This window comes from Plectonema radiosum NIES-515 (assembly GCF_025753815.1).
Classification (GTDB): domain Bacteria; phylum Cyanobacteriota; class Cyanobacteriia; order Cyanobacteriales; family Nostocaceae; genus Hassallia; species Hassallia radiosum_A.
On the sequence record NZ_JAOWRF010000405.1, the window covers coordinates 37525 to 59998 of the forward strand.

The 22474-nt window shown below is 39.6% G+C and carries 25 protein-coding genes and 1 pseudogene; 21 read left to right on the plus strand and 5 right to left on the minus strand.

What is annotated here, in order from left to right; translation table 11 throughout:
• Positions 1 to 17 precede the first annotated feature (17 nt).
• The 9 genes and pseudogenes from OGM63_RS28365 (at position 18) to OGM63_RS28400 (ending at position 6188) form a co-directional block, all read left to right on the plus strand.
• A complete protein-coding gene (locus OGM63_RS28365) occupies positions 18 to 491 on the plus strand; it encodes an AMP-binding protein (protein WP_263749131.1) in 474 nt (157 codons plus the stop codon).
• A gap of 169 nt (positions 492 to 660) precedes the next feature.
• A pseudogene (locus OGM63_RS30000) lies at positions 661 to 858 on the plus strand (GtrA family protein); the annotation flags it as partial.
• A gap of 195 nt (positions 859 to 1053) precedes the next feature.
• Positions 1054 to 1920: a DUF4231 domain-containing protein gene (locus tag OGM63_RS28370; RefSeq protein WP_263749081.1), complete on the plus strand. Its 867-nt coding sequence runs from the start codon at positions 1054 to 1056 to the stop codon at positions 1918 to 1920.
• Positions 1921 to 2001: 81 nt separating this feature from the next.
• On the plus strand, positions 2002 to 2475 hold the full coding sequence (locus OGM63_RS28375) for a condensation domain-containing protein (RefSeq protein WP_263749082.1): 474 nt from the start codon (positions 2002 to 2004) through the stop codon (positions 2473 to 2475).
• Positions 2396 to 2629, plus strand: coding sequence for a condensation domain-containing protein (locus OGM63_RS28380; protein WP_263749132.1), 234 nt, complete (start codon positions 2396 to 2398; stop codon positions 2627 to 2629). Before OGM63_RS28375 ends, OGM63_RS28380 begins: the two co-directional genes overlap by 80 nt.
• Before the next feature lie 441 nt (positions 2630 to 3070).
• Positions 3071 to 3262: a hypothetical protein gene (locus tag OGM63_RS28385; protein WP_263749083.1), complete on the plus strand. Its 192-nt coding sequence runs from the start codon at positions 3071 to 3073 to the stop codon at positions 3260 to 3262.
• Positions 3263 to 3921: 659 nt separating this feature from the next.
• Complete coding sequence (locus OGM63_RS28390) at positions 3922 to 4272, plus strand: Rossmann-fold NAD(P)-binding domain-containing protein (RefSeq protein ID WP_263749085.1); 351 nt, start codon at positions 3922 to 3924, stop codon at positions 4270 to 4272.
• 33 nt (positions 4273 to 4305) lie between these two features.
• Complete coding sequence (locus OGM63_RS28395) at positions 4306 to 4629, plus strand: cupin domain-containing protein (protein ID WP_263749086.1); 324 nt, start codon at positions 4306 to 4308, stop codon at positions 4627 to 4629.
• Positions 4630 to 4805: 176 nt separating this feature from the next.
• Positions 4806 to 6188: an MFS transporter gene (locus OGM63_RS28400; protein ID WP_263749087.1), complete on the plus strand. Its 1383-nt coding sequence runs from the start codon at positions 4806 to 4808 to the stop codon at positions 6186 to 6188.
• Positions 6189 to 6231: 43 nt separating this feature from the next.
• Here OGM63_RS28400 and OGM63_RS28405 read toward each other — a convergent pair whose 3' ends face one another.
• Entirely contained in the window at positions 6232 to 7008 is a 777-nt protein-coding gene (locus OGM63_RS28405; protein WP_263749088.1) for a class I SAM-dependent methyltransferase, read from the minus strand.
• 481 nt (positions 7009 to 7489) lie between these two features.
• Between OGM63_RS28405 and OGM63_RS28410 the strand changes: the two genes are divergently transcribed.
• Positions 7490 to 9532, plus strand: a complete 2043-nt coding sequence (locus OGM63_RS28410) for an alpha-amylase family glycosyl hydrolase (protein ID WP_263749089.1) — start codon at positions 7490 to 7492, stop codon at positions 9530 to 9532.
• 374 nt (positions 9533 to 9906) lie between these two features.
• Here OGM63_RS28410 and OGM63_RS28415 read toward each other — a convergent pair whose 3' ends face one another.
• A complete protein-coding gene (locus OGM63_RS28415; protein WP_263749090.1) occupies positions 9907 to 11190 on the minus strand; it encodes an MFS transporter in 1284 nt (427 codons plus the stop codon).
• Positions 11191 to 11511: 321 nt separating this feature from the next.
• Between OGM63_RS28415 and OGM63_RS28420 the strand changes: the two genes are divergently transcribed.
• A complete protein-coding gene (locus OGM63_RS28420) occupies positions 11512 to 13182 on the plus strand; it encodes an ABC transporter ATP-binding protein/permease (protein ID WP_263749091.1) in 1671 nt (556 codons plus the stop codon).
• Positions 13183 to 13271: 89 nt separating this feature from the next.
• Positions 13272 to 14489 (plus strand): macrolide family glycosyltransferase, encoded by a 1218-nt coding sequence (locus OGM63_RS28425; RefSeq protein WP_263749092.1) that lies wholly within the window; start codon positions 13272 to 13274, stop codon positions 14487 to 14489.
• A 167-nt stretch (positions 14490 to 14656) separates the two neighbouring features.
• On the opposite strand, the gene nifK is transcribed toward OGM63_RS28425, so the two are convergent.
• Both nifK and OGM63_RS28435 read right to left on the minus strand, forming a co-directional pair.
• On the minus strand, positions 14657 to 15961 hold the full coding sequence (gene nifK, locus OGM63_RS28430) for a nitrogenase molybdenum-iron protein subunit beta (RefSeq protein WP_263749093.1): 1305 nt from the start codon (positions 15959 to 15961) through the stop codon (positions 14657 to 14659).
• Between the two features lie 200 nt (positions 15962 to 16161).
• A complete protein-coding gene (locus OGM63_RS28435; protein ID WP_263749094.1) occupies positions 16162 to 16335 on the minus strand; it encodes a hypothetical protein in 174 nt (57 codons plus the stop codon).
• Positions 16336 to 16430: 95 nt separating this feature from the next.
• On the opposite strand from OGM63_RS28435, the gene OGM63_RS28440 reads away from it, so the two are divergent.
• From OGM63_RS28440 to OGM63_RS28460, 5 genes are all read left to right on the plus strand, one after another.
• Complete coding sequence (locus OGM63_RS28440; protein WP_263749095.1) at positions 16431 to 17849, plus strand: site-specific integrase; 1419 nt, start codon at positions 16431 to 16433, stop codon at positions 17847 to 17849.
• 85 nt (positions 17850 to 17934) lie between these two features.
• Positions 17935 to 18219 carry a DUF433 domain-containing protein gene (locus OGM63_RS28445; protein ID WP_263749096.1) on the plus strand — a complete coding sequence of 95 codons (285 nt, stop codon included), beginning with the start codon at positions 17935 to 17937 and terminating at the stop codon, positions 18217 to 18219.
• A complete protein-coding gene (locus OGM63_RS28450; RefSeq protein ID WP_263749097.1) occupies positions 18216 to 18584 on the plus strand; it encodes a DUF5615 family PIN-like protein in 369 nt (122 codons plus the stop codon). Before OGM63_RS28445 ends, OGM63_RS28450 begins: the two co-directional genes overlap by 4 nt.
• A 183-nt stretch (positions 18585 to 18767) precedes the next feature.
• On the plus strand, positions 18768 to 18914 hold the full coding sequence (locus OGM63_RS28455) for a hypothetical protein (protein ID WP_263749098.1): 147 nt from the start codon (positions 18768 to 18770) through the stop codon (positions 18912 to 18914).
• A gap of 32 nt (positions 18915 to 18946) precedes the next feature.
• Entirely contained in the window at positions 18947 to 19174 is a 228-nt protein-coding gene (locus tag OGM63_RS28460) for a type II toxin-antitoxin system RelE family toxin (protein ID WP_263749099.1), read from the plus strand.
• A gap of 71 nt (positions 19175 to 19245) precedes the next feature.
• Here the strand turns inward: OGM63_RS28460 and OGM63_RS28465 are convergent, their stop codons facing one another.
• On the minus strand, positions 19246 to 19737 hold the full coding sequence (locus tag OGM63_RS28465; protein ID WP_263749100.1) for a helix-turn-helix domain-containing protein: 492 nt from the start codon (positions 19735 to 19737) through the stop codon (positions 19246 to 19248).
• A gap of 192 nt (positions 19738 to 19929) precedes the next feature.
• On the opposite strand from OGM63_RS28465, the gene OGM63_RS28470 reads away from it, so the two are divergent.
• The 4 genes from OGM63_RS28470 to OGM63_RS28485 are packed head-to-tail and all read left to right on the plus strand — an operon-like array spanning position 19930 to position 22412.
• Complete coding sequence (locus OGM63_RS28470; RefSeq protein WP_263749101.1) at positions 19930 to 20361, plus strand: hypothetical protein; 432 nt, start codon at positions 19930 to 19932, stop codon at positions 20359 to 20361.
• A 28-nt stretch (positions 20362 to 20389) separates the two neighbouring features.
• Positions 20390 to 20731 (plus strand): hypothetical protein, encoded by a 342-nt coding sequence (locus tag OGM63_RS28475; protein ID WP_263749102.1) that lies wholly within the window; start codon positions 20390 to 20392, stop codon positions 20729 to 20731.
• 46 nt (positions 20732 to 20777) lie between these two features.
• Positions 20778 to 21350 carry a hypothetical protein gene (locus OGM63_RS28480; RefSeq protein ID WP_263749103.1) on the plus strand — a complete coding sequence of 191 codons (573 nt, stop codon included), beginning with the start codon at positions 20778 to 20780 and terminating at the stop codon, positions 21348 to 21350.
• A gap of 54 nt (positions 21351 to 21404) precedes the next feature.
• On the plus strand, positions 21405 to 22412 hold the full coding sequence (locus tag OGM63_RS28485; protein ID WP_263749104.1) for an ATP-binding protein: 1008 nt from the start codon (positions 21405 to 21407) through the stop codon (positions 22410 to 22412).
• The last annotated feature ends 62 nt before the right edge of the window (positions 22413 to 22474 follow it).

A 22474-nucleotide genomic window follows, 5' to 3' on the forward strand; every position in this document is an offset into this window, starting at 1 on the left:
AAATTATACCCTATCTACTGCACCAGCTTTTAGAAGTCTGCGCCAAGAATTACCCAGATAATGAAGCTGTAATCGATAAAAACAGCAGCATTACTTATCGGGAGCTAGATGAACTTTCAAATCGGCTAGCCTACGTCCTCAAAAGCAACGGTGTAATTCGTGGCGATCGCGTGGGTATTTGCTTAGACCCATCAATTGAGGAAGTCGTAGCCATTTACGGCATCCTGAAAGCTGGTGCGGCTTACGTCCCTATGGATTCCTATACTCCTGTCCAGCGAGTAGCTTTTATGATTGAAAATTGCGGAATTAAAGCTCTGGTTACTACTGGGCAAACAATTACGAAGTTCTATACAGAAGAAGTTATAGACAAAGTTTTTAGCTATGTACAATGCGTAATTATGAAAGTAGTTTTGTCGAAAGATTTGCTCCGGCTCCAGAGTAGAATATTAGATTCAATGAGCATCTTACAACTACAAGCCTTTCTTGAATAAAAGTTTAATTTAACGATAAACCCAGAAGAAGTCTTACCAGAGAATTTTGAAACAGTTAATACTATTAAGTCCTTTGTTATTAGCAAATTAGTAATTGATTGATTGATTAGCGGAATTTTCAGAAAAACTGCATCTAAACCGCATTTTTTAATCAAATTATTTTTTCTGGAATGATGTATGGACTTTTCGTAATATGTCTGTTCAGCAAAAATTAGGCACTCAGCGGTTGCAGCGTTTTTTCAAGTTCAACCTAATTTGTTTTTTTGGACTTATTTTCAATAGTTTAATTGTGAATTTGCTGTTTTATAAGTTCGAGATGAATGAATACATGGCAAAATTGATAGCAATTATTTGTGTTACCCTCTAGAATTTTTCGCTCAACTGGAAGGTAAACTGGCAAATAACGGAGACATAAGTATAATTGATAAATAATATTTATCTTGACAGATATTCTTATAATATAATACTCAGGACGCGGATTTTTGAAATGTCGATATCATATATATACGCCTTTATTAATAGAGGCGAGCATTTCAACCGTTAACAAATTGAGTAAAAGGTAATGACTACTTCTGAAATAACTACTGTTGATCAGAAAAACCAGAGAGGAAATTCCTCTACGGGAGAAAACTCATACTCTTCATCAGGTCAAAAAATCTTATTTACCTTGAAGGCGCTTGAGTATTTATTACTAGCTGCTATTATCTGCTCTGGCATAATTGTTATTTTTTTGTCAGATAATAAAAGTGCTGTAATTGCTGGAGCAATTTCTCTGACTATTTCGATTTTTTTGTTACTCATCAACAAACAAGCATTTGAAGAATCTAAGAATGCCGCTAACCAGTATGGTATTGCCCAAAAAGCTGAACTATATACTTCTCTATTGACCAATAATAACTCCTTGGAAAAAAATACCTTCATTCCAGCAAGGGCAAAGGCTTTACAGTATTGCCAAGATATGATTGACGATTATAAAAAAACTCGCAATCTATCGAGAAACCTTTACTATGTTTTGCAAATTGCAACTGTTATTTTATCAGGAGTCACACCAATTTTAGTTTTGGTAGACAAATTGGAAGCCGGACAAGCTTGGCTCAAGTGGCTCCCCGTAATCTGTCCGGCTATTGCTTCTATAGTTGCCAGTATAGTTACCTCCTTTCCTTTTCAGAAGAATTCGCTTGCTGCTAACACAGCCATTGAATTGTTAGAGGCTGAACAAGAGAAGTTTATATTAGGAGTAACTCCGTCTTATCGTTGCTATGATGTATCTGACGAAACTGAACGGCAACAAAAGGCAAGTCAGGCAATAGAACAGTTTATTGTTCAAGTGAATAACATTCATCTCCAGCAACTGCAACCAATGGAAGAAAAGCAGTCACAGAAGACAGAATCAACTGCATCTAACGAGTCAAAATCTCAGCAAAGTTAACAAAGTTAATAGTCACTAAAATAAATTTGCCTTGAAAATGGGTAATGGGGAATTGCTAATTGGTAATTCCCCCTTGTCCCCTTGTCCCCTTGTCCCCCTTGTCCATTAGGTTTGGTAGAGACGCGATCGCTTGCGTCTGAACTCCAACCGTTAACTGGAAACGTTTCCCTTGCTCCGATTCAGCATTGGTTTTTTGCCCAAAATTTGCCGCATCCACATTATTGGAACCAAGCAGTAGCAGTTAGTTTAAGCGAACCGTTGAACATCAATGCGCTCTTGGTTGCATTAAACGCTTTGGTTGCTCATCATGATGTCTTTCGCTTGGGATTCTGCGAAAATCAGGGCAACTGGGAGCAATTTTCTGCTGGGACTCTGGAAAGTCCCTCTTTGCGAATCGAAGACTTTAGCAACTATCCGCTTTCATCGCAAGAACATGCTTTAACAGCTTTCATCGCAAGAACATGCTTTAACAGCAATTGTCGAAGAAGAACATGGGTCTTTCCAACTTGCTCATGCCCCATTGTTGCGGCTTTTGTATGCCAAAAACCTGAGTGAATACGGAAACGTTTTGTATCTCTTCGGACATCATTTAGTTGTAGACGGCGTATCTTGGCGGATTCTGATTGCAGATTTACACCAAGCTTACCAACAGGCGATCGCTAAAGTGCCGATTTCTTTACCTTTAAAAACATCCTCTAAGACTGGCTGACGTTTGCAATTGGCGATCGCAAGAGTGAAATTCAGTCACAGAGCGGTATTAGTATTTTTCTAAAGATGTCTATTAGCCGCAGAAACGGGTAGGGGTGGGGTAATATTAAATCCGTTAGCATCGGAATTATCTATTTTTGAAACGCAGAGAAGCGCAAAGGCTGACGCAAAGGGTCGCAGAGTTTTTCAGGGGAAAATATCGAATGAGGACTCCGACCCAAGGGCAAATGATATAACTTCCCTACGCTACATCATTTTTGGCGGGGAAGCGCTGAATCTGCCAAGTCTGCGTCCCTTAACACCCAACGGCAAAATTGATGGCAAAGAGCTTCCCGCACCGGAAACTAAACGGGAAAATCTCGAAGTTGCTTTTGTTCCTCTACCCCCATTGAGGAAATTTTCTTTGAGGAAGAATCGTCTTGGCAACCTAATGAATGGGTGCATGAAATTTTCGCCGAACAAGCAGCAAAAAATCCTAATTCTATTGCGGTTGTCTGCTGAGAAAATGGCACAACTTCTAGTGAAGCGAGAAACTTTAGAAGGACGCACTCTGAAGATAGCCAAAGCATTTTTACGCTTAAAACAGATGACACCAGAAGAAAAAGCCAGACTGCTCCAAGAAAAGGGCAAATAAGATGAAGAAATTACTTGTAATATCAAGTTCGTTTAAATAACCCTCATTGCCATGGTCGCGAAGCAATCTCAAAAACGCAATTCGCTTGCCTCGTTCCACTCACCAATCTGTTTGGGTGAAAGGGGTTCATGAAAAAAGGGGTGCATGTGAAAAAGTTATTTAAAAACGCATAAACTTTTTTTCTTATATGACGTCAAGTCTGCCGGACAGAAACTTCGTGGGAGCGAGCTTTACCCCTTGTAGGGGTTTAAAGCCCCCTCATAAAGGAGGTTTTATTTGGAGGGAGGTCACAATTCCCGAATCCAAATTCTTTCCCCTTTCCCCTAATGAGTGAAGGCGGACATATTATATCACGTCCGCGCTTATTACATATGATCTAAAGTCGCATTGCTACGTCTCTACAAGGATTTGGGATTTTTTTATTAATGTCAATTAAACGGACATAATATTATGGGTTATCAGCCTATCATGATATAATATCATGTCTGGTTAATTAGGTGTCAAAAAACTACCTCACCACGCCACCTTGCTCAAACTCCTCCACCCCCGCACCTTTGACGTGGCTCCCCATCAGCTCTCCTTAAAAAGGAGAGCTGATGGGGGTGAGGTTGAGGTTAAATGGGTATTATAATTAATCATGCACTCCTCGATCTAACAGGATGGTCAGGATTAATTGGTTGCGAAGTTTGCCTATATTTTGCCAATCAATCAAGGTTGGGCAATTCACGGAAAGCGATAATAATCAAAGAGCAATTTTCTTTGGCTCTCAAGGAGATACTCGCTCTCAACAAAAACCCTTAGAAACTCAAATTAAAGATTTTGTCCATCACCAGATAGATGTAGGCGATCGCTCAGGTATACTAAACTTAATCGATATTAGACCTGATGCGATCGCCCATACAGAAACACAACCCACCCACGACGTTGCAGCAGCGATTCCCTTTGATGATTTTGATATCCATGCTGTAGGGACGCTGAATCTTTATAAGCGTATTATTAACTTAGTCTGACTAATTCCAAAAAATTAAAATTAAAAATATTTTATGACAAAAAATGACTTAACCACAGTGAGGCAAATTGAACGGATTGAACAACCGACGAGAGAAGTATTTCAACGGAATTTTCTCTCTTTTAGAAAACCCGTCATTATCACTGGGGCAATGAGTTGGAATGCGCTCTATTTGTGGACAACTGATTATCTGAAGACCGTCGTCGGCAATACACAAGTTGATATTAGTGTTTCCCAAAACAGTCTATTCACTGGCAATTTAGATAATGGATTTGCTAAATGGAGACAAAAAATCAACTTCATCGAGTTCATCTTTCCCAAAGCTAAATTTTTTGACTGTATTATCGAAGCTGGTTAAATTTTATTTCTTACGGTTTTTTGGTGGCATCAAGTATACTCACTGGAAAATTTAAATAAGAAGCTAAATATTTCGGTAATTTTTTGGTCTCAGCCACCTATTAGCCAATTGTTTACTGCTAACGGACGGCGATCGCTAGCACAAATACCCAAGATTTTGAAGAGCGCTTTGAAGATATGAAACCAATCAATCAATTAATTGAAGTAACTCGTGAACTTAGGAATTTTCTTCTCTTCTGGTTTGGTCAGTCTTTGTCAGAAATTGGCACTCGTCTGACAGGATTTGGCTTGAGTATTTGGGTCTATCAAAACACTCATGCTGTAACACAACTAAGTTTAGTAATATTTTTCACTACATTACCCGGTGTCTTAATCACTCCCTTAGTCGGTGCATTAGTAGATCGCTGGAATCGGCGGTGGACAATTATTATTAGTGATATACTTGCGGCTATAATAACACTAACACTGGCTTTATTGCTAATAACTCATAATCTGCAACTTTGGCATACTTATGTTACTGCATTTTTAACTTCATTGTGTGGTTCTTTTCAAATGACTGCTAAATCAGCAGCCATACCCATGATGATTAAGAGCAATCAAATTGGGAGAGCCAACGGGTTGACTCAGTTCAGCACAGCAGTAGCACAACTGACAACGCCAATTTTAGCAGGTATACTTATTGCCAAATTACAACTTCAGAGCTTGCTGCTGATAGATTTTTCTACCTATGTCATTGCCTTGTTCACACTACTCTTTATCAAAATTCCTCAACCGGAAAGCAGCACTAAATCTGAAAAACGAATTACAACAATTATTGATGAAATTATTGCAGGCTGGGAAAATATTTCATCTCGCCCTTTTTTGGTGCTATTACTGGCATTCATGACAATTCATTTTTTTATTAGTGGGATGACCACTGTCTTGATTGATCCTCTAATATTATCATTTTCTTCTGCTACAACATTTGGTAATGTTATGGCAGTCGCTGGATGTGGTATGGTTGCTGGCAGTTTTTTTATGAGTATCTGGGGAGGAGGAAAAAAATCCATTTCTACTCTGTTTCTGTTTTCTGTTGTCAATGGAATAGGTTTGATAATTGCTGGCATGAAACCTTTTATCCCTACAATAACTTTTGGGATTACTCTTTCGTTTTTTACCTTGCCGATTATTCTAGGTACTAACTTTACAATTTGGCAAACTAGCGTACACCCGAAACTTCAAGGACGTGTTCTTTCATTGTTCTATACTGTGGCAGGCTTAGGATTGTCTTTAGGTAATCTTAGTGCTAGTCCACTAGCGGACAAACTTTTAGAACCAATGCTATCTCCTGATGGACTACTTGCGAACACTGTGGGACGGTTGCTTGAAACTGGTGAAGGACGTGGAATTGGTTTTTTAATGGTTATGGCAGGATTCTTTGTTGTATTCGCATCACTCAGCTTTTACACTTATTTTGGATTTAAACAAATAGGTGGAGAATTGTTAGCTACTGATGGAGAAATACTAGAAAATAAAACAATTAATATCTTAGATTATGAACCTGATAAACTGAGAAATTAATTAGTTCTTGATTTTTGGGTGGGGTGCAGCACCCCACCTAGAATTACAAAGGCTTACGCAGCAGATATAGCCCTGCTGAACGCATATTTTCTCCTTGCCATACACCAGATGGGACTAATACTTCGTATGATATTGTGTGACGACACATAAAGCCACAGTCGATCAATCGGCAATTATCAATTACATAGCTGATGGCATCACGAACTTGGGGGTGTGCCGCATCGTCAATCAAAATGTACCCACCGCGACTAAGATAAGGTATGGCGAGCATAATATCAATCAGGGCATGATCGTAGGTATGGTCTCCATCAACCAGAATGAAGTCGAAAGACCCTGCCAGCCGAGCCGCTTCAATCATTGCCTCTGGCGAATTCTTCTGTTCGATGTAGGTAAATTGTTCACCCAAATAGTCGCGCGTTGTTTGAACCAGCTTAAATTCAGGATCGATGCAAACGCCACGAAAATCGTCCAACCCCAGGGCTGCGATCGCACTCTTGACGATCATAGCCGATCCGCCTGCATCTGTTCCTATTTCCAAATAGCGTTTGGGTCCAATACCGTAGACAAAAGACCAGAGAAAAAGTCTCTGAGCCAAGGGCATTAGTGAGGGGGAGTTTTCAACTACAGATAGCTCTTCGGGTATTGTCCATTTTATGAGGTTTTCTCCTAATTTATGTACGATTTGCGGAGCTGACTCTAAGATATTGGATTCTTTTGGTAATTCTGCGGCAGGTGCAACCTCAGTAAATTCTTGCTCGGCTAAATTTGTCGCATTTCGCATTATCTGCTCAACAAGTATTGTGGTAGCTCCGGTAGTCATGCGGTTCTCCTTGATGTAATTATGTTGAAATTTTGTGAACGCTTTAGTTCTTTACTGTCGCGAATGCTGCCACACGATGTAATTTACTCAGCATAACTTAGAACTGGTTTATTGTTGCGGATAGGCTTAAACACTAAAGCGTATTTTGTATAGGGCTATTTCATTCTATTTTTAAACGTGGGTTTCCGAAAAATATTCGTGAAAAGCAAAAATTTAACAACCGAAACCACTCCGGAAAAATGCCCATTTTGAGATAATTAACCCATTGCCATACATAAAAAGTGACATTTTAGAATGAAATAGCCCTGGTATTTTGTTACTTTTTATCATCGTTTTCGACTGAAATACAATTTAATCTCTTGCTATTGCTTCCCTCTATTAGTAGAATCACTACAAATGAATTGTGATTCATAAATCGCTAATTCCATTACTGATAACCTGATTGTCAACTGATTATCCTTCTTCGTGGGAGAAAAATCATATGCGCTATTTTGAAGAATACTGTGAAGTACATCTTGAACCGAACATTGCACCATTTACTTGGGTGTTTAGAAGTGATGAGAAAATCAGTATAAAGTTTGGGATTAGCTTATCAAAAGATCCAGATTATGGGCAAATAGCTTATGAGTTGAATGATGGACAAGGATATTGCGATTCAGGTAGAATTACGGCACATACTGAAGGCATTGTCGAAAATGGCTATCTTATGTTTTCGGCTATCTTACCACCTATCAGTAGTGGGGGAGGATATCGATATAGCCTGGCTTATGTTGATATGTCGGGTTCGGAGCATACAAGTGTGCGATCGCGTTTTCTTCTTGTCTGCGATACATCACCTCGATCAATGGCTGAGATTCAATCAGTCTTTCTTGGGTTTGTTGACAACCAACCTGTGTATGGACCAATACCACGCGTTCAAATGACATCCAGCCCCCAAAATTGGGACGCACGTCTGTTTTACTCTATAATCATCGATCGCTTTGCTCGTAGTCCCAACAGCGATCGCACCAATTTAGGCGCAGTCAGGTATAATCCTTCTGACCCATACGCAAGCCACGGTGGGACAATTCGTGGCGTGACTGAGCAGATAGAATATCTGAAGTCATTGGGAATAAAAGCAATTATCCTCAGCCCCGTGTATGTCAACGCTGCTGACGGCTATCATGGCTATCATCCGATTCACTTATTGATGGTCGATCCACGTCTGGGTACACTTATGTGTCTGCGTGAGCTTGTCGCGAAAGCTCATGAAGCTGACATCGCTGTGATTTTAGATGTCGTCAACAATCACATCACAGATAGTATTAACTGGGAGCAGTATGGTGGTCCGGCTGGAGGGGAATTTAAATACTTGCAAGGTGATGATACTACAGTCATGCCTTTTCCCGTAGAAGTACGTAACACATCACTCTTCCACGGTCCGGAATACACTGATATGGTGAATCAAAGACTGTTTGGCTTCTTGGAAGATTGGCGAACAGAGACAAGCTACGTCCGCGAATTGCTAATTGGGCATCTCAAATACTGGATTGCAGAAACGGACATTGATGGCTTTCGATACGATTCCGCACGTCACGTTGGTCTTGACTTTTGGAAGCCTTGCGTTGAAGAGATATCAAAATATGCCAGCTATCTTGGGAAAAAGCAGTTTCTTCAGATAGCGGAACACGCTGGAAGTACTCACGAAGAATTGATTGAATACAACGATGCAAAATTCTCCAATATCATAGATTACCCGACTTATTATACCGCCGTCAAGTACTCTCTTGCTGATGGAAGTTGGCTACTAGGGGGTTTAGCAGATTATTTTTGTGGTTTTCTTGCTCCATCACACTCATATTATGCAGGTTGGAGGAACAATATTATGTTCCTCGAAAACCAAGACACAACTAGAATCTTTCATGAGTTCTTAAGTCGCATCCCAAGCCAAGACGATGCTAGAGTCCATCTGCACTTTGCTCTTGCCTGCTTGATTCTTGGACCTCAAATACCTTCTATCTATCAAGGAACCGAGCAAGAGTTTTCTGGTGCTTTAGGGATGCATCAACCAGAGGATACAGGAGAATGGATTGGTCATGATTGCTATGTGCGGGAGGACATGTTTGAGAACCCTGCGTGTGCTTGGCAGTTTGGTCCGATTAACCGAAAATCTTTCAAACCCCATAACAGAAACCACCCAACCTTTATACTGATTCAACAGCTTGCCGAAATTAGGCTTCAAAACAAACTAATTCAAAGTGGAACCCGCACTTTATTATGCTCTAGGAAGAATGGTCTTTGGTGTGTACTTATTCATAATATGGCTGTTGATCAGCCACTCTTCATTGCTATGAACCTTGGACCTAGACCAGTATTTGAGCAGGCTTTAAAGATTCCTAATTTGTATGGTGAGTTCTCCGGAGTTGATCTGCCGATCGCTACCTCCGGTGGAGCATTGCATCTTGTGGAAGGTGGTATGCGAATTCGACTTGCACCATTCACATTTGTCTTAGGGCGACTCTTACGGGATGATAACAAAAGTTAAAAAGTGGAAGCAATGAGGCGTTGCTAAATACAGGTATGAATTTTTGATGTAGAGACGTAAAATTTTACGTCTCTACAAAAGTTTTGGTTGTACAACTACTCCTTTCCCGGTGGAAGAATACCAAAATATTTTTGATCTCACGCTCCAGACGCTCCCGGCACAGAGAAAGAAAAGATAGGTAATTTTAGAGCGGTTCGGGAGTAATACAGCAAATTTCAGGTAGATGAGGTACATGCGTAAAACCCGCTCACCCGCTCCAAGACGTAGCACTTGGTAGTCTCTACGTGTATTTCATCACAACGCAATCTGCTGTAAATTTCCTACTTATAGGTTAAAAAGAGTTTTTGCCTAAGTTCTGTTTGTCTGATGAAGATTCACGCATCAGGTAAATTTTCTTCCAATTCTCTGATGCCAGGGTATTGATAGCCAAGAAGTGCTGCCACCAATATACAACACCCGACGAGGACAAATATCAGTCCGATGCCGCGACCTGGACCAGAACCAATTACTTGACCGATAAGGTTTCTAGACCAAGGTCCATCAAATGCCATTAGTGGCTCGAAAACATCGTCAGCCAAAGGACCAGCAATAAGGGCAGCTAGCGGTATAGCAATCCCAGATATCGATCCGATTAAAGCAAAGACTCTTCCCTGTACCCGCTCGGCAACTTGTTTCTGAAAAATAACCTGCACTGAGCCGTTAATGAAAGGAGCAGTCAAAAAGAAAAGTGAAGTTGCGATCGCAATCTGTATGGTAGAGGGACGCAAACCAGCAAGAGCAATCCACAGTCCACTTAAGGACATCGCGCTCAGGATTGGGATTATCAAGTTTTTCCAACTATTTTTCTGAGCGCTCATTATCAAAGCACCCACGAGGGTACCAATACCCCCAACGAATGCAATTTGTCCCAAGCTAGCTGGGGTAGCTAAAGAAAGAATCAGGGGATACATTAGTACAGCAACGAACCCCAGCAAAAATTGGTAAATGCTGAAGACAATCAAAAACTTTAGTAATCCAGGACGCTCAGTCAGATAAGTCCAACCGTAGGCTGTTTCTCCCCAAAATGATAAAGGCTCTTGCTTCTCATCAGCAGGCTGACTAATTTTCGGAAATGGCACTAACAAAAGGGGAACAAGGGCAACTAGTAAAGTTGCTAAATTGATGAGGAGAATGCCCTTTAGCTGGACAATATTCAACAGAATACCTGCTAGTAAAGGCGAGACAATTTGCTGAATGCCCATTGAAAGTTGCATCATACCGCTGACGCGTGTTAAATCCTCTTCAGAAACTAAGGATCTGATGGAAGCTTTATAAGCCGACGAATGAAAAGCACCGAAGGTTGAAATGAAGACATTTCTTAAGTAAATGTGCCAAATTTCTAGTTGACCGATAGTTAATAGCGCCACAATAACTAGGGTAGACAGCCCTATACACAAATGACTAATAATCATTGTCCAGCGACGATCCCAACGATCTACTAATGTGCCTGCTAATGGCGAAATGATGATTGGTGGTATCGTACAAGTCAAGGTAACTAAAGCGAACTGGGTGGCGGAGCCTGTTTTCTGAAAAACCCAGATATCCAGAGCAAATACAGCCATCCAGGTGCCAATCAGAGAAACTAGTTGTCCCAACCAAATTAGTGTGAAAATACGCATATTTATCTCTAAATTTAGAAGTTAGGCAATAATCCTGCAATAAAAGTGTTATGCGCGGCATGGGGTTGTCCTCCTGCTCCCTTCTCCCTGCCAAGCCAGATGCTCCAATGAGTGGAAACCCCAGACGCTCAAAGGACTCGCTAATGCGCTATCGCTTTTAGGGTCTCCCCGAATCGAGAAGACCAAACTAGCGCTAAGGCTGCCTCTTCTAGACCCCGATTAATTATAGCGAAGTGACTATAGGGTATAGTATGAAAATCCACAAGCGATCGCTTGCTTTATGTTTGTCTTCATCATTAGAAACATCTAGAAATTATACAAATGAATCGATTCAACTTCAAGGTGGTCAAGCGGTTTTGGGCGATCGCTAAACTCTATTGGCTAGGTAATGAAAAAAAAGGTGCTAATGCTCTACTTGCGCTTCTCGGAGTGTTATTATTAGCCACCACTCAAGTGAAGGTGTTCTTAAATACCATACAGGGAGAGTTAATTTCTGCCCTTTCAGCTCGTGATAGCCCTCGATTCTGGCAAGGTGTAATCATTGCATTAGGGGGGATAATCATTTATGGTTTGCTTAATTCTGGCTATGGCTATCTGCGAGAGACAATAGGAATTTATTGGCGCCGCTGGTTAACTGATCGCTTTCTCAATCAATATTTTAGCGATCGCGCTTTTTATGAGTTGAGTAATTCCAACCAAGACATTGACAACCCAGACCAACGTATTGCCGAAAATGTCGCCAGTTTTTGCCAGCAATCTATTCAGCTTTTTGTAAATATTATTGAATCGATTTTTATCGTCATTGCTTTTAGCCTCATTCTCTGGTCTATTTCCAAATATTTAGTTTTTACTTTATTAATTTATTCGATATTAGCTTACTCCCTCACTATTGGTTTTTACGGCAGAAAATTAACTCAACTACATTTAAGTCAACTGAGAAAAGAAGCTAATTTTCGCTTTGGTTTAGTTCGCATTCGCGAAAATGCCGAGTCTATTGCCTTCTATAACGGCACTTCTCAGGAAGCCAACAAAATTAAACTTCTATTCAATGAAGTATTTAATAACTTTAAACGATTAATTTTATGGTCAGAGTTGTATTTAAATATATTTAAATATCCGTTTGGCAATCTCACCTTAATATTACCAGGAGTAATTCTCGGACGCCAGATTCTCATCGGTGAATTGGAAGTGGGAAAAGTCACAGAAGCTATGGGAGCGTTTGGAAGTGTTGCTTTTTCGGTGAATTTGATTATGTATCAGTTTGAAATCTTCACTAAATTTGCGGCTTCAATTGATCGTCTATACATCTTTTATGAATATCTCAAACATCCAAGAAAAGAAATCGCTAATCAAAGGACTTTTGATATAGTAAAAGACAATCGTTTAGCAGTTGAAAACCTAACTTTAGAGACACCTAATTATCAAAAAACCTTATTTAGAAATCTCTCGGTAGCGCTGCAACCAGGGCAAGGATTATTAATTATGGGAGAAAGTGGTAGTGGGAAAACTTCTCTGTTGCGTGCGATCGCTGGTTTGTGGAATTCGGGAACAGGTGTGATTTTTCGCCCAGAATTAGAAGAAATGCTATTTTTACCCCAGCGTCCTTACATGATTTTGGGGACTTTACGCGATCAGTTAATTTATCCTAACGCCAAAGTTGATGTGAGTGATGAAGAACTTTATCAAATCCTCCACAGAGTAAATCTGTCAGACTTAGCAAAACGATTCGGTGGTTTTGAGGCAGAGAAAGATTGGAGTGATGTTCTTTCTTTAGGAGAACAACAAAGACTCGCTTTTGCCCGGATACTGGTGACAAAACCAAAATATGCCATTTTAGACGAAGCAACGAGCGCTTTAGATGTTAACAATGAAGAAAATCTTTATAATCTTTTGTTAGAGACAGGGACAACCTTTATTAGTGTAGGTCATCGCCCCACTCTCAATAAATTTCATCAGCTTATTATCTCTGTTTCGTTGCCAGTGTCTTCGTAATTTATGATAAACACTCAAAGAGCATAAAAATCTCTTCTTCCCCATTGCCCAATGCCCAATGCCTCATTTTCAAATCAAGTTATTTTTCTATGAGTCGTATTATATTCATGAATGTTTCGGCTGCCGGACACATTATCCCAACCTTTGGATTGGTGACGGAGCTAATTAACAGAGGTGAAGAGGTAATTTATTACGAGGTTGACCGTTTTCAGAAAGAAATCGAGATATTTGGAGCTTCTTTCCGTTGCTATCCTCAGCTAAATCCTGAGACAGCACCACCAGCCGAAAACGAAATGTCTCTGGTGTCCTCTTTAACTTGGTGCGCTCACCAGATGCTGCCTGCACTTTTAGAATCAGTCCGTGAAGAAAAGCCAGATTACATCATTCATGACTCTCTGTGTCTTTGGGGAAGATTAGTAGCGCAGTTGCTGAATATTCCCGCTGTCAATTCCATTGCTACCGCTGCTTTCACTCCGCAAAGTTTTTATGAATGTCCCAGACTAAGAAAGAAACTTCCGCGATTCTTAAAAGAGGCAGCAGGCAGCATGAAGCACTATCGTCAACATCAACGAGAGCTACGAAAAACTTACGGTGTGTCCCCGATTAAATTTATTGATACCTTCACTAATATTGAACCTCTAAATATTTGTTATTTACCACCAGAACTTCAGCCTCATAGCGATAAATTCGACGAGCGGTTTCATTTTGTCGGTCCGTGCAATCCGGTGCGGGCGATGGAATATGATTTCCCAATGGAGCAATTGCATTCATCCAAGCTAATTCTGATTTCATTTGGCAACATTCACGATCCAGGTTTGGCATTTTATCAAAGCTGCATTCAGGCTTTTGGCAGCATTGATGCTCAGGTGATAATGCTGTTGAGTCCGGGAATGGATGCTGCGCTTTTGGGAGATATCCCAGAAAACTTTATAATTCGACCTACGGGTACTGTTCCCCAACTAAAGATATTAGAGCGTGCTAGTCTGTTCATTATGCACGGAGCGGGAGGGGGAGCGCGAGAGGCTGTCTGGTACTCGGTGCCGATGATTGCAGTTCCCCAAACTTATGAGCAGGAGATCATTTCACACCGCATTGAGGAGCAGGGTGCGGGAATTATGATTTTACCAGAAGATGTGACAGCCGAACGTTTGCGACATACGGCAGAGCAAATTCTAGGCGATCGCTCTTTTGTCACAAACAGCGATCGTTTAGGTGACGCTTGTCGCTCTGCTGGAGGAGCAAAACGAGCGGTGGATGAAATTCTGCGATATGTTCATAACACTAGTACATTCTCAAAAGATGTCTAATAGACATCTCCAGAAAAGATGTAAAGACGTAGCACTTGGTAGTCTCTACAAGGATTTCGGGCAACGCATAATTAATTTATACCAGATGTCTAATGTAGAGACGTTACATGTAACGTCTCCTGGGCTTTGCAGATATAATCGTCTGTCAGGAATAGTTCTATATTTAATTAACCTGATAGCAAACACATTAAAGACCGCATGTGCCACAAATCTTTACCAGCCCACAGAGTAGCACTCTTACCGTTAGAGTAAGAAGCTAGCAACTCTTTGAGTTCTTTATCAAAGTTTTCATTGCTGTTGTGGACAAGGATATGCACGGGTTCAGCACCCATTTCCAGCATGAAGCCAACTACGCTGTAAACTAAATCTGGATCGCCGTAGATAGCGAAGCGCTTGCCGTGTAACCATGAATGGGAGTCAGTCATCGCATCAACTGCGCGACCACGTTCGATTTCTAGTTCTTTGGGAATGGGTTTACCAGTCAGTTCGCTGAGTTTCATCAAGAACTCATCAGTACCTTTGATACCCCAAGGACGAGAAACAACAGTTGGTTGCTTCCACTCTTTTTCAATGTATTCGCGGGTTTTGGCGGTAGAGTGCGCTTGCAGAGCGATTGTGGCTTTACCATTAATCGAATCTGCTGCATCTTCCAGTTTTGTACCACCTGGGTACATATCAAATTCACCTGTGTTGGGTGAATCCAGATAATCGCTGTTATCTGCCAAGATGGTGTAATCGATGCCCATCATGTCGCAAATCCGCTTGATTTCCCGGTTGTTACCAACGTAGGTATCAAAGCCAGGAATAAAGTTGATTTTGCCATTGCTGGTTTCTTTCTTCTGACCTGCGGTCAAGTTAGAAAGAATACCCTTCATCATGTTATCATAGCCAGTGATGTGGGAACCAACAAAGCTAGGAGTGTGAGCATAAGGTACTGGGAAGTCTTGAGGAACTGAACCAGCACTCTTAGAGCTGTTGATGAAAGCTTGCAAGTCATCACCGATAACTTCTGCCATACAGGTAGTGCAGACAGCAATCATCTTTGGCTTGTAGAGTTGGTAAGAGTTTGCCAAGCCATCAATCATGTTTTGCAGACCACCAAACACCGCTGCGTCTTCTGTCATTGAAGAACTGACACCAGAAAACGGTTCTTTGTAGTGACGGGTTAAGTGGGTGCGGAAGTAAGCAACGCAACCTTGAGAACCTTGGACAAAAGGTAGAGTGCCTTCAAAACCAACAGCAGCGAAGATTGCACCCAATGGTTGGCAACCTTTAGCGGGGTTGACGGTCAATGCTTCACGAGCGAAGTTCTTTTCACGATAGTCCCAACCCTTCGTCCATTCTGCAACACGCGCAACTTCTTCGGCGCTGTGTCCGTTTTCAAATTGCTTTTTGTTTTCAAATAACTGTTGGTATTCCGGTTGGTGGAATAGTTCGACGTGATCTTGAATATTTTCCGGATTCTGAGGCATTTCTAGTTCTCCAAGCTGCTGTAGTCGTTACGTGAGGGGAGGAGCGGTGGGATTTCCCGCATCTTACAAGGGATGGAAAGCGGGAATATGATTCAAAAGTCAGAATGCAAAACTCAGAACTTTGAATTTTGAATTTTGAATTTTGTATTCCCAACTTTCTCCTGGGGTTTTAGCCCCAGGCTATCCCTTTTGCGATTTTTTTAGGCGATCGCCGGTTCTGCTGTTTTAGCTTCTGCTTTTTTGCTCCAAGGAGCACCAATTAATCCCCAGGTTGGGCTGTTCAATGCTAGATCCATATCGCGAGCGAAGATAGCAAAGCCATCATAACCGTGATAAGGACCGGAGTAATCCTTTTGATGATTTAATAGCTTCAAATAGCCTAATGTTTACAGTAAGCAGTGTGAGTTTTAAGCATTGTTCGCTGATAACACATTTATTTTTAGGCTAAATATAGGCTAAAAATACAGCGATGCATAACCAGGATTTTGACAAATATCAACAAGCTTTTGCAGACTTGGAGCCATTTTCATCTACCGATGGCAGTTTTCTTGGTTCCAGTCTGCAAGCACAGCAGCAAAGAGAGCATATGAGAACAAAAGTACTATTAGAGTTAGAGAAAGTTAATCAACGTTTGAAGTCTGCAAAGGCAAAGGTGACAATCAGGGAATCAAATGGAAGTCTGCAATTACGAGCTACCTTACCCATTAAACCGGGAGATAAAGACACAAACGGCACTGGAAGAAAACAATACAATATCAGCTTGAATATTCCTGCTAATTTGGATGGATTAAAAACGGCTGAGGAAGAAGCATACGAATTAGGAAAGTTAATTGCAAGGCATACATTTGAATGGAATGAGAAATATTTAGGTAATGAAGCACTTAAAAAAGACTTTAAAACAATAGGAGAGTTATTAGAAGAATTTGAAAATGAGTATTTCAAAACTCATAAACGCACCACAAAAAGCGAACATACTTTCTTTTATTATTTTTCTCGAACTAAGCGATTTACTAATAATCAAGATTTAGCTACTCCAGAAAATCTGATAAATTCAATTGAAAAAATTGAGAAAGAATGGGCTAGATATAATGCAATGAGAGCTATTTCTGCATTTTGCATAACATTCAAAATCGAAGTTGATTTATCTAGGTTTTCCAAAATGCCTGAGAATAATTCCCGGAATATACCAAGTGATGTGGAAATATCCGCCGGAATTATCAAGTTTGCAGATTATCTGAATAACAGAGGTAATCAAGTTAATCCAGATGTGAAAGATAGTTGGCAGCTTTGGCGATGGACTTATGGAATGTTAGCAACTTTTGGTTTACGTCCACGAGAACTTTTCATTAATCCTGATATCGATTGGTGGTTAAACGAAGAAAATGCAGACATGACATGGAAGGTAAATAAAGAGTGTAAAACTGGCGAAAGACAAGCATTACCTTTACATAAAGAATGGATTGCAGACTTTAATTTAAGAAATCCTAAATATTTAGAAATGCTGGCAATAACAATTAGTAAAAAAGATAAAAATAATCATGCAGAGATAACGGCATTAACACAACGAGTTAGTTGGTGGTTTCGGAAAATTGGATTGGATTTTAAGCCGTATGATTTACGTCATGCGTGGGCAATTAGGGCACATATTTTAGGAATTCCAATTAAAGCAGCAGCAGATAATTTAGGACATAGTGTGCAAGTTCACACCCAAACTTATCAACGTTGGTTCTCGTTAGATATGCGGAAGTTAGCGATTAATCAAGCTTTGAGTAAGAGGGATGAAGTTGAGTTGATGAGGGAGGAGAATGCTAAGTTGAGGATGGAGAATGAAAGGTTGAAAATGGAGATTGAGAAGTTGAAAATGGAGATGGTTTATAAGCGGAGTTAAGTTTACTGATAAATCATACCAATTTTAGATAATTTGCTATGATTTATGGGTGAAAACTCATCAAAATAAACTCATTAAGATATTTATGCCGGCTACTGACATTGGAACACTGATTGTTAAGTCACCTGAAACTCTAGGGGGTCGTCCCCGCATTGCTGGTACTAGAGTTTCTGTTCAACGCATCACAGCTTGGTACAAACTTGGGCTGAATGCAGAAGAAATTGCTGAACGCATGGGAAATGTAAATCTTACACAGGTTTATGCTGCTCTAACTTATTATCACGCTAATCGAGAGGAAATTGAGGCGTATATTTCTGCTGAAAAAGCAGATTACAAGCGGTTAGCTACAGAAATGGAGCAAGCAATATGAGTCCAATTCGATTATTTATTGATGAAGACTCAATGGATCAGCGATTTATTAAAGCATTGAGAGCGAGGGGAGTAGACGTTACAAGTGTTGGTGAGGTTGAAACGATCAGTTCTAGCGATAAGGAACAACTGACTTTAGCAACTGAACTGCAAAGAGTTTTATACACATTCAATGTTGGTGATTTTTGCCAGTTACACAGCATCCACATACAAGAGAAACGAAGTCATGCAGGGATTATAATTTCATCGCAGGATTACTCGATTGGTGAACAAATGCGAAGAGTACTCAAGCTGATGGCAGCTAAGTCAGCCGAAGAGATGATAAATCAATTGGTATTTCTCAGTAATTACTCTGGAGAAATATAAATATAGTTCATAATATACGTAAAATGTGATTGTATTTTAAGCCTTATACTATTATTTATTTAGGACTTACGCACGAATAATCGAATAACGAATCGCACTCCTATCACAGAGGTAACAATGGAAATTCATGAACTTAAAGCATTAATTAAAGAGAGCATACGGTCCGTTTTGCGAGAAGAGCGAATGTTGCTCTGTCAAGTTCTCATACCCTATGTGAGTGATGAAGAACAAGCAGAACTGAATGAAATCTTTGGTTCACCATCAGACTATGAAGAAGAGGAATCAGTTGATATGACAGAGTGGGTCAGATATGGCAATCAAATTTCGTAAAAATGCGATTAAGTTTTTAGAAAAGGCAAATATTGAAGATACTGCGAAAATTCATTCTTCAACTCAACCAACTTCTGCTTTTTGTTGAGGAACAGGGGATTATTCCCTTCACAGACCTTGACATTAAAAAAATGAAGGGAGATTGGGAAGGATTTTATAGACTGCGGATTGGTAAAATGAGAATTATCTTTACAGTTAATATTGATTCGGGTGAAATTGAAATTTATACCATTGGCATGAGAGGAGATGTTTATAAATAAGGACTGTTTTAGCAAGTTTAGATATTATCTGACCTTATCACCGCAGCAAAATAGAATAATTATGCTTGCAATTAAAATTGCTTAACGACCTCTAAGGGTAAATCTAACGCTTCTGCAATTTGCTCGTCATTTAAACCAAACTGCCGTAACTTATCAATTTTAGCTTGATTGTTGCTACGTTGCAGGGAGTTATAAATATCAGAATTATTTTTATTTGATTTAATTTTAGGTTGTTTGGAGCTAACGTTTATACAGCCAACTATATTACTATTAATTCTACTATTATCACCCAAAGAAATATTGACATTTCCTTGACGTTCTAGAACTGATTTAAGATTACCTTTATCAACTGGCTCATCAAAAATATTAGATAACATTTGCAAAAGTTCGTAACCTATATCTTTTGCATGACCTGCGCTACAACCACAAATGTCTGCAATATCAGAATACGTTTGATGCTTTAGTGTTCCCTCAATAACTCCACGCTGCAAATCATTGAGATGCTTACCTGTTTTAAGATAAACAGCGTCATCCACAAATTGTAATAGTTCGTGAACTTGCATACTTAGGTATGTAAAGTATCACAAAATATTTTAGCAGACTTTATCCGTATTTTTCACACTTTTTCCGTCCTTTTAATATTTTTTTTTACAATCCGCTATTTTCCGCTTTTCATGTTTATTGCGATCGGTTTAGTATAGAAAAAAATAAAAGAAAAATCAGTATGTTCTAAAACAAGTAAATCGAAAGAAATTATGTGGGATATTCTATTGCAAGCCGCAGCAGCATTTGTCGTCGGCGCAACTGTGAGTTATGGGTTTGCAACCATAGTTGAAGCTTTATCAAGAGCTTTTTCTAAGCTGTGGGAAAATCTTGTCATAGCATCTCAGGAAATTTTTGGATATCTCAGAGAAGCTACTAAATATTACTTGGCATTAGTGGCTCAGTTTTTAGACAATAACTGGTCAGAGATTGAATCATATCTTCGACAAGAGTTTGGTTATCGAAGTGAGTGGCTAATCGGAATTTTTCGAGATGGTTTGGATATCTTAATTGCGATCGCTGATCCGAATCAGCAACATAAAAATCCAGTTGTTATTTCTATCACGGCTTTAGATAGTAAGCAACAAGCTGAGGTACAACTACCTACAATTCAGAATCCAATTGTAACCGCACTAACTGTATAATTTCACATCATATTGAAGGTATCTTAAAATGGGCTTATTTACATGGTTGGGTAGCATCCTAGATGAGTTGATTTCATGGCTAGGAAAAGAAGTTGCTGATTTTCTAGAAGGTTTGCTATATGCCATCCAAGCAGTATGGGATGTAGCAATTGCTAGTGTTTTAATTTCAGTATTTGGTGCAGATGCTGTCTTATATGCAATCTTTATAAGAGGAGAAATAGCAGGCGAAACTTTAATGGAGATTTGGGACCCCAGATACCACGACAGCAAACCTTCGCAAGTTTTTACTATTAAGCAAGCACCTCAAGACTCTCCTTTACCCACTCAGCGATCTGAATCCAAAAAAGTAGCTTTGGAAAATTGGGCGTGAAGTTTTTAGATATTTATCAACCATTTACATATAATCAGGATTATTTATGACAGGCTATTCTGAGAACATTTACACAGCAGTTGGTTTTCGTTCCTCTGAACCGGATGGAAGTTTAAAAATAATTGAAATATTTGGCTTATCTGGTCAAAGAATTAACGATAATCAAGTCGTTGTCACCCCCAAGACGCAAACTTTTTTTGATGATTTAATAGTTAGAAAAATTTTTCGTCAAAGTTGCCGCATCAGAAAATGTGACTTTAAAAGTCTCAAAATATGGCTTTATGATACTAAAATTATGAATAAAGACAGGAGTTATGATCTGCCTAAGATTGACGAGCATGATTTAGTAATACGCTCAAACGTTCCTTATTCAAATTTAGAACAAATTTACGTTCTTGATAATAATTTAAAAGGCGATGAATATCAGGAATGGCGGAGTATTGCTGAAGAACTTTTTACACCCTTATTTTTGGGATTTGTAGCTCCTCCAGAAGCACCAGAAATCATTGCTGAAAATCCTATCGTCAAGACTATTGGCTCTTTATTTGAGCCTTTAGATCCTTATGGAAAAATGAAACAAAAGATTTTGTTTAATTCTTTGATTATTCAGATCGATTGATAAAATCCCATTAACTCTAATTCCTGATTTAGAATATTTATTGGAGAAATTGCAATGCCAAGATATGATAAATATCCCGTAGTTCGTCGAGAATCTGGCGAAATACCTCTTCCTCAAAATGAGAGAGGCAAGAATGAAAAAGAGTTGGATGAATCGAGCAAATCACCAGAATCAACAATAGATTTCACACCTTATTTGAGAGACCCAAAATATACTCTTGAAGATGTCATACTGCCACAAAAGAGCAAAAATCAAATCGAATTAACCATAGCTGAACTCCAATATCAAGATTTAATTTACAAAGACTGGGGAATGGGTGAAAAACACAAGTTGGATAAAGCCCTTTCTATCAACTTATCTGGACCACCCGGTACAGGAAAAACACTTACTGCTGAAGCATTTGCTCATGCAGTGAAGCAGAAAATTTTAGTTGTTCCCTACCAACAGCTTGAATCCAAATACGTTGGGGAAACTCCTAAAAATATTGCTAAAGCCTTTGATTTTGCTGCTAGTCATAATGCAGTTTTATTCTTTGATGAAGCTGATTCATTTTTAGGTAAACGTCTAGAAAATGTTAGTCAGTCAACTGATACAGCAGTTAATTTAACTCGTAGTGTCATGATATTACAGCTTTCGGCATACGAAGGAATTGTAATATTTGCAACTAATTTAATCCAAAACTATGACCCGGCTTTTATTAGCAGAATTCGCTGGAAAATTCAGATTGATTTACCTGATAAAGACGCAAGAGCTAAAATTTGGCAAGTTCAAATTCCTCCGCAACTTCCTTTAGCTGAATCAGTAGATTTTGTCGAACTTGCATCCAAATTTGATCAAGTATCAGGTAGAGATATTAAAAATGCAGTTTTAAGGGCTGTTGTTTCTGCTGCCAAAGGAGACGAAACTACAAAGCAAAAGCGAGTTACACAATCTCATTTTATAGAGGCAATAACTGACATAATAGCCGCTAATCAGGCATCTGTAAAACCAGAATTTAAAGTAACTCCTGTGAATGGTCAAGTAGACTTACCTCCAGAGAGGCTGAACGCGATCGCTAATTAATTGTTAGATGAGTTTTTCACGCGATCGCGATCGCATCCCTAGAGTGTAGTATTTTGTCCCAA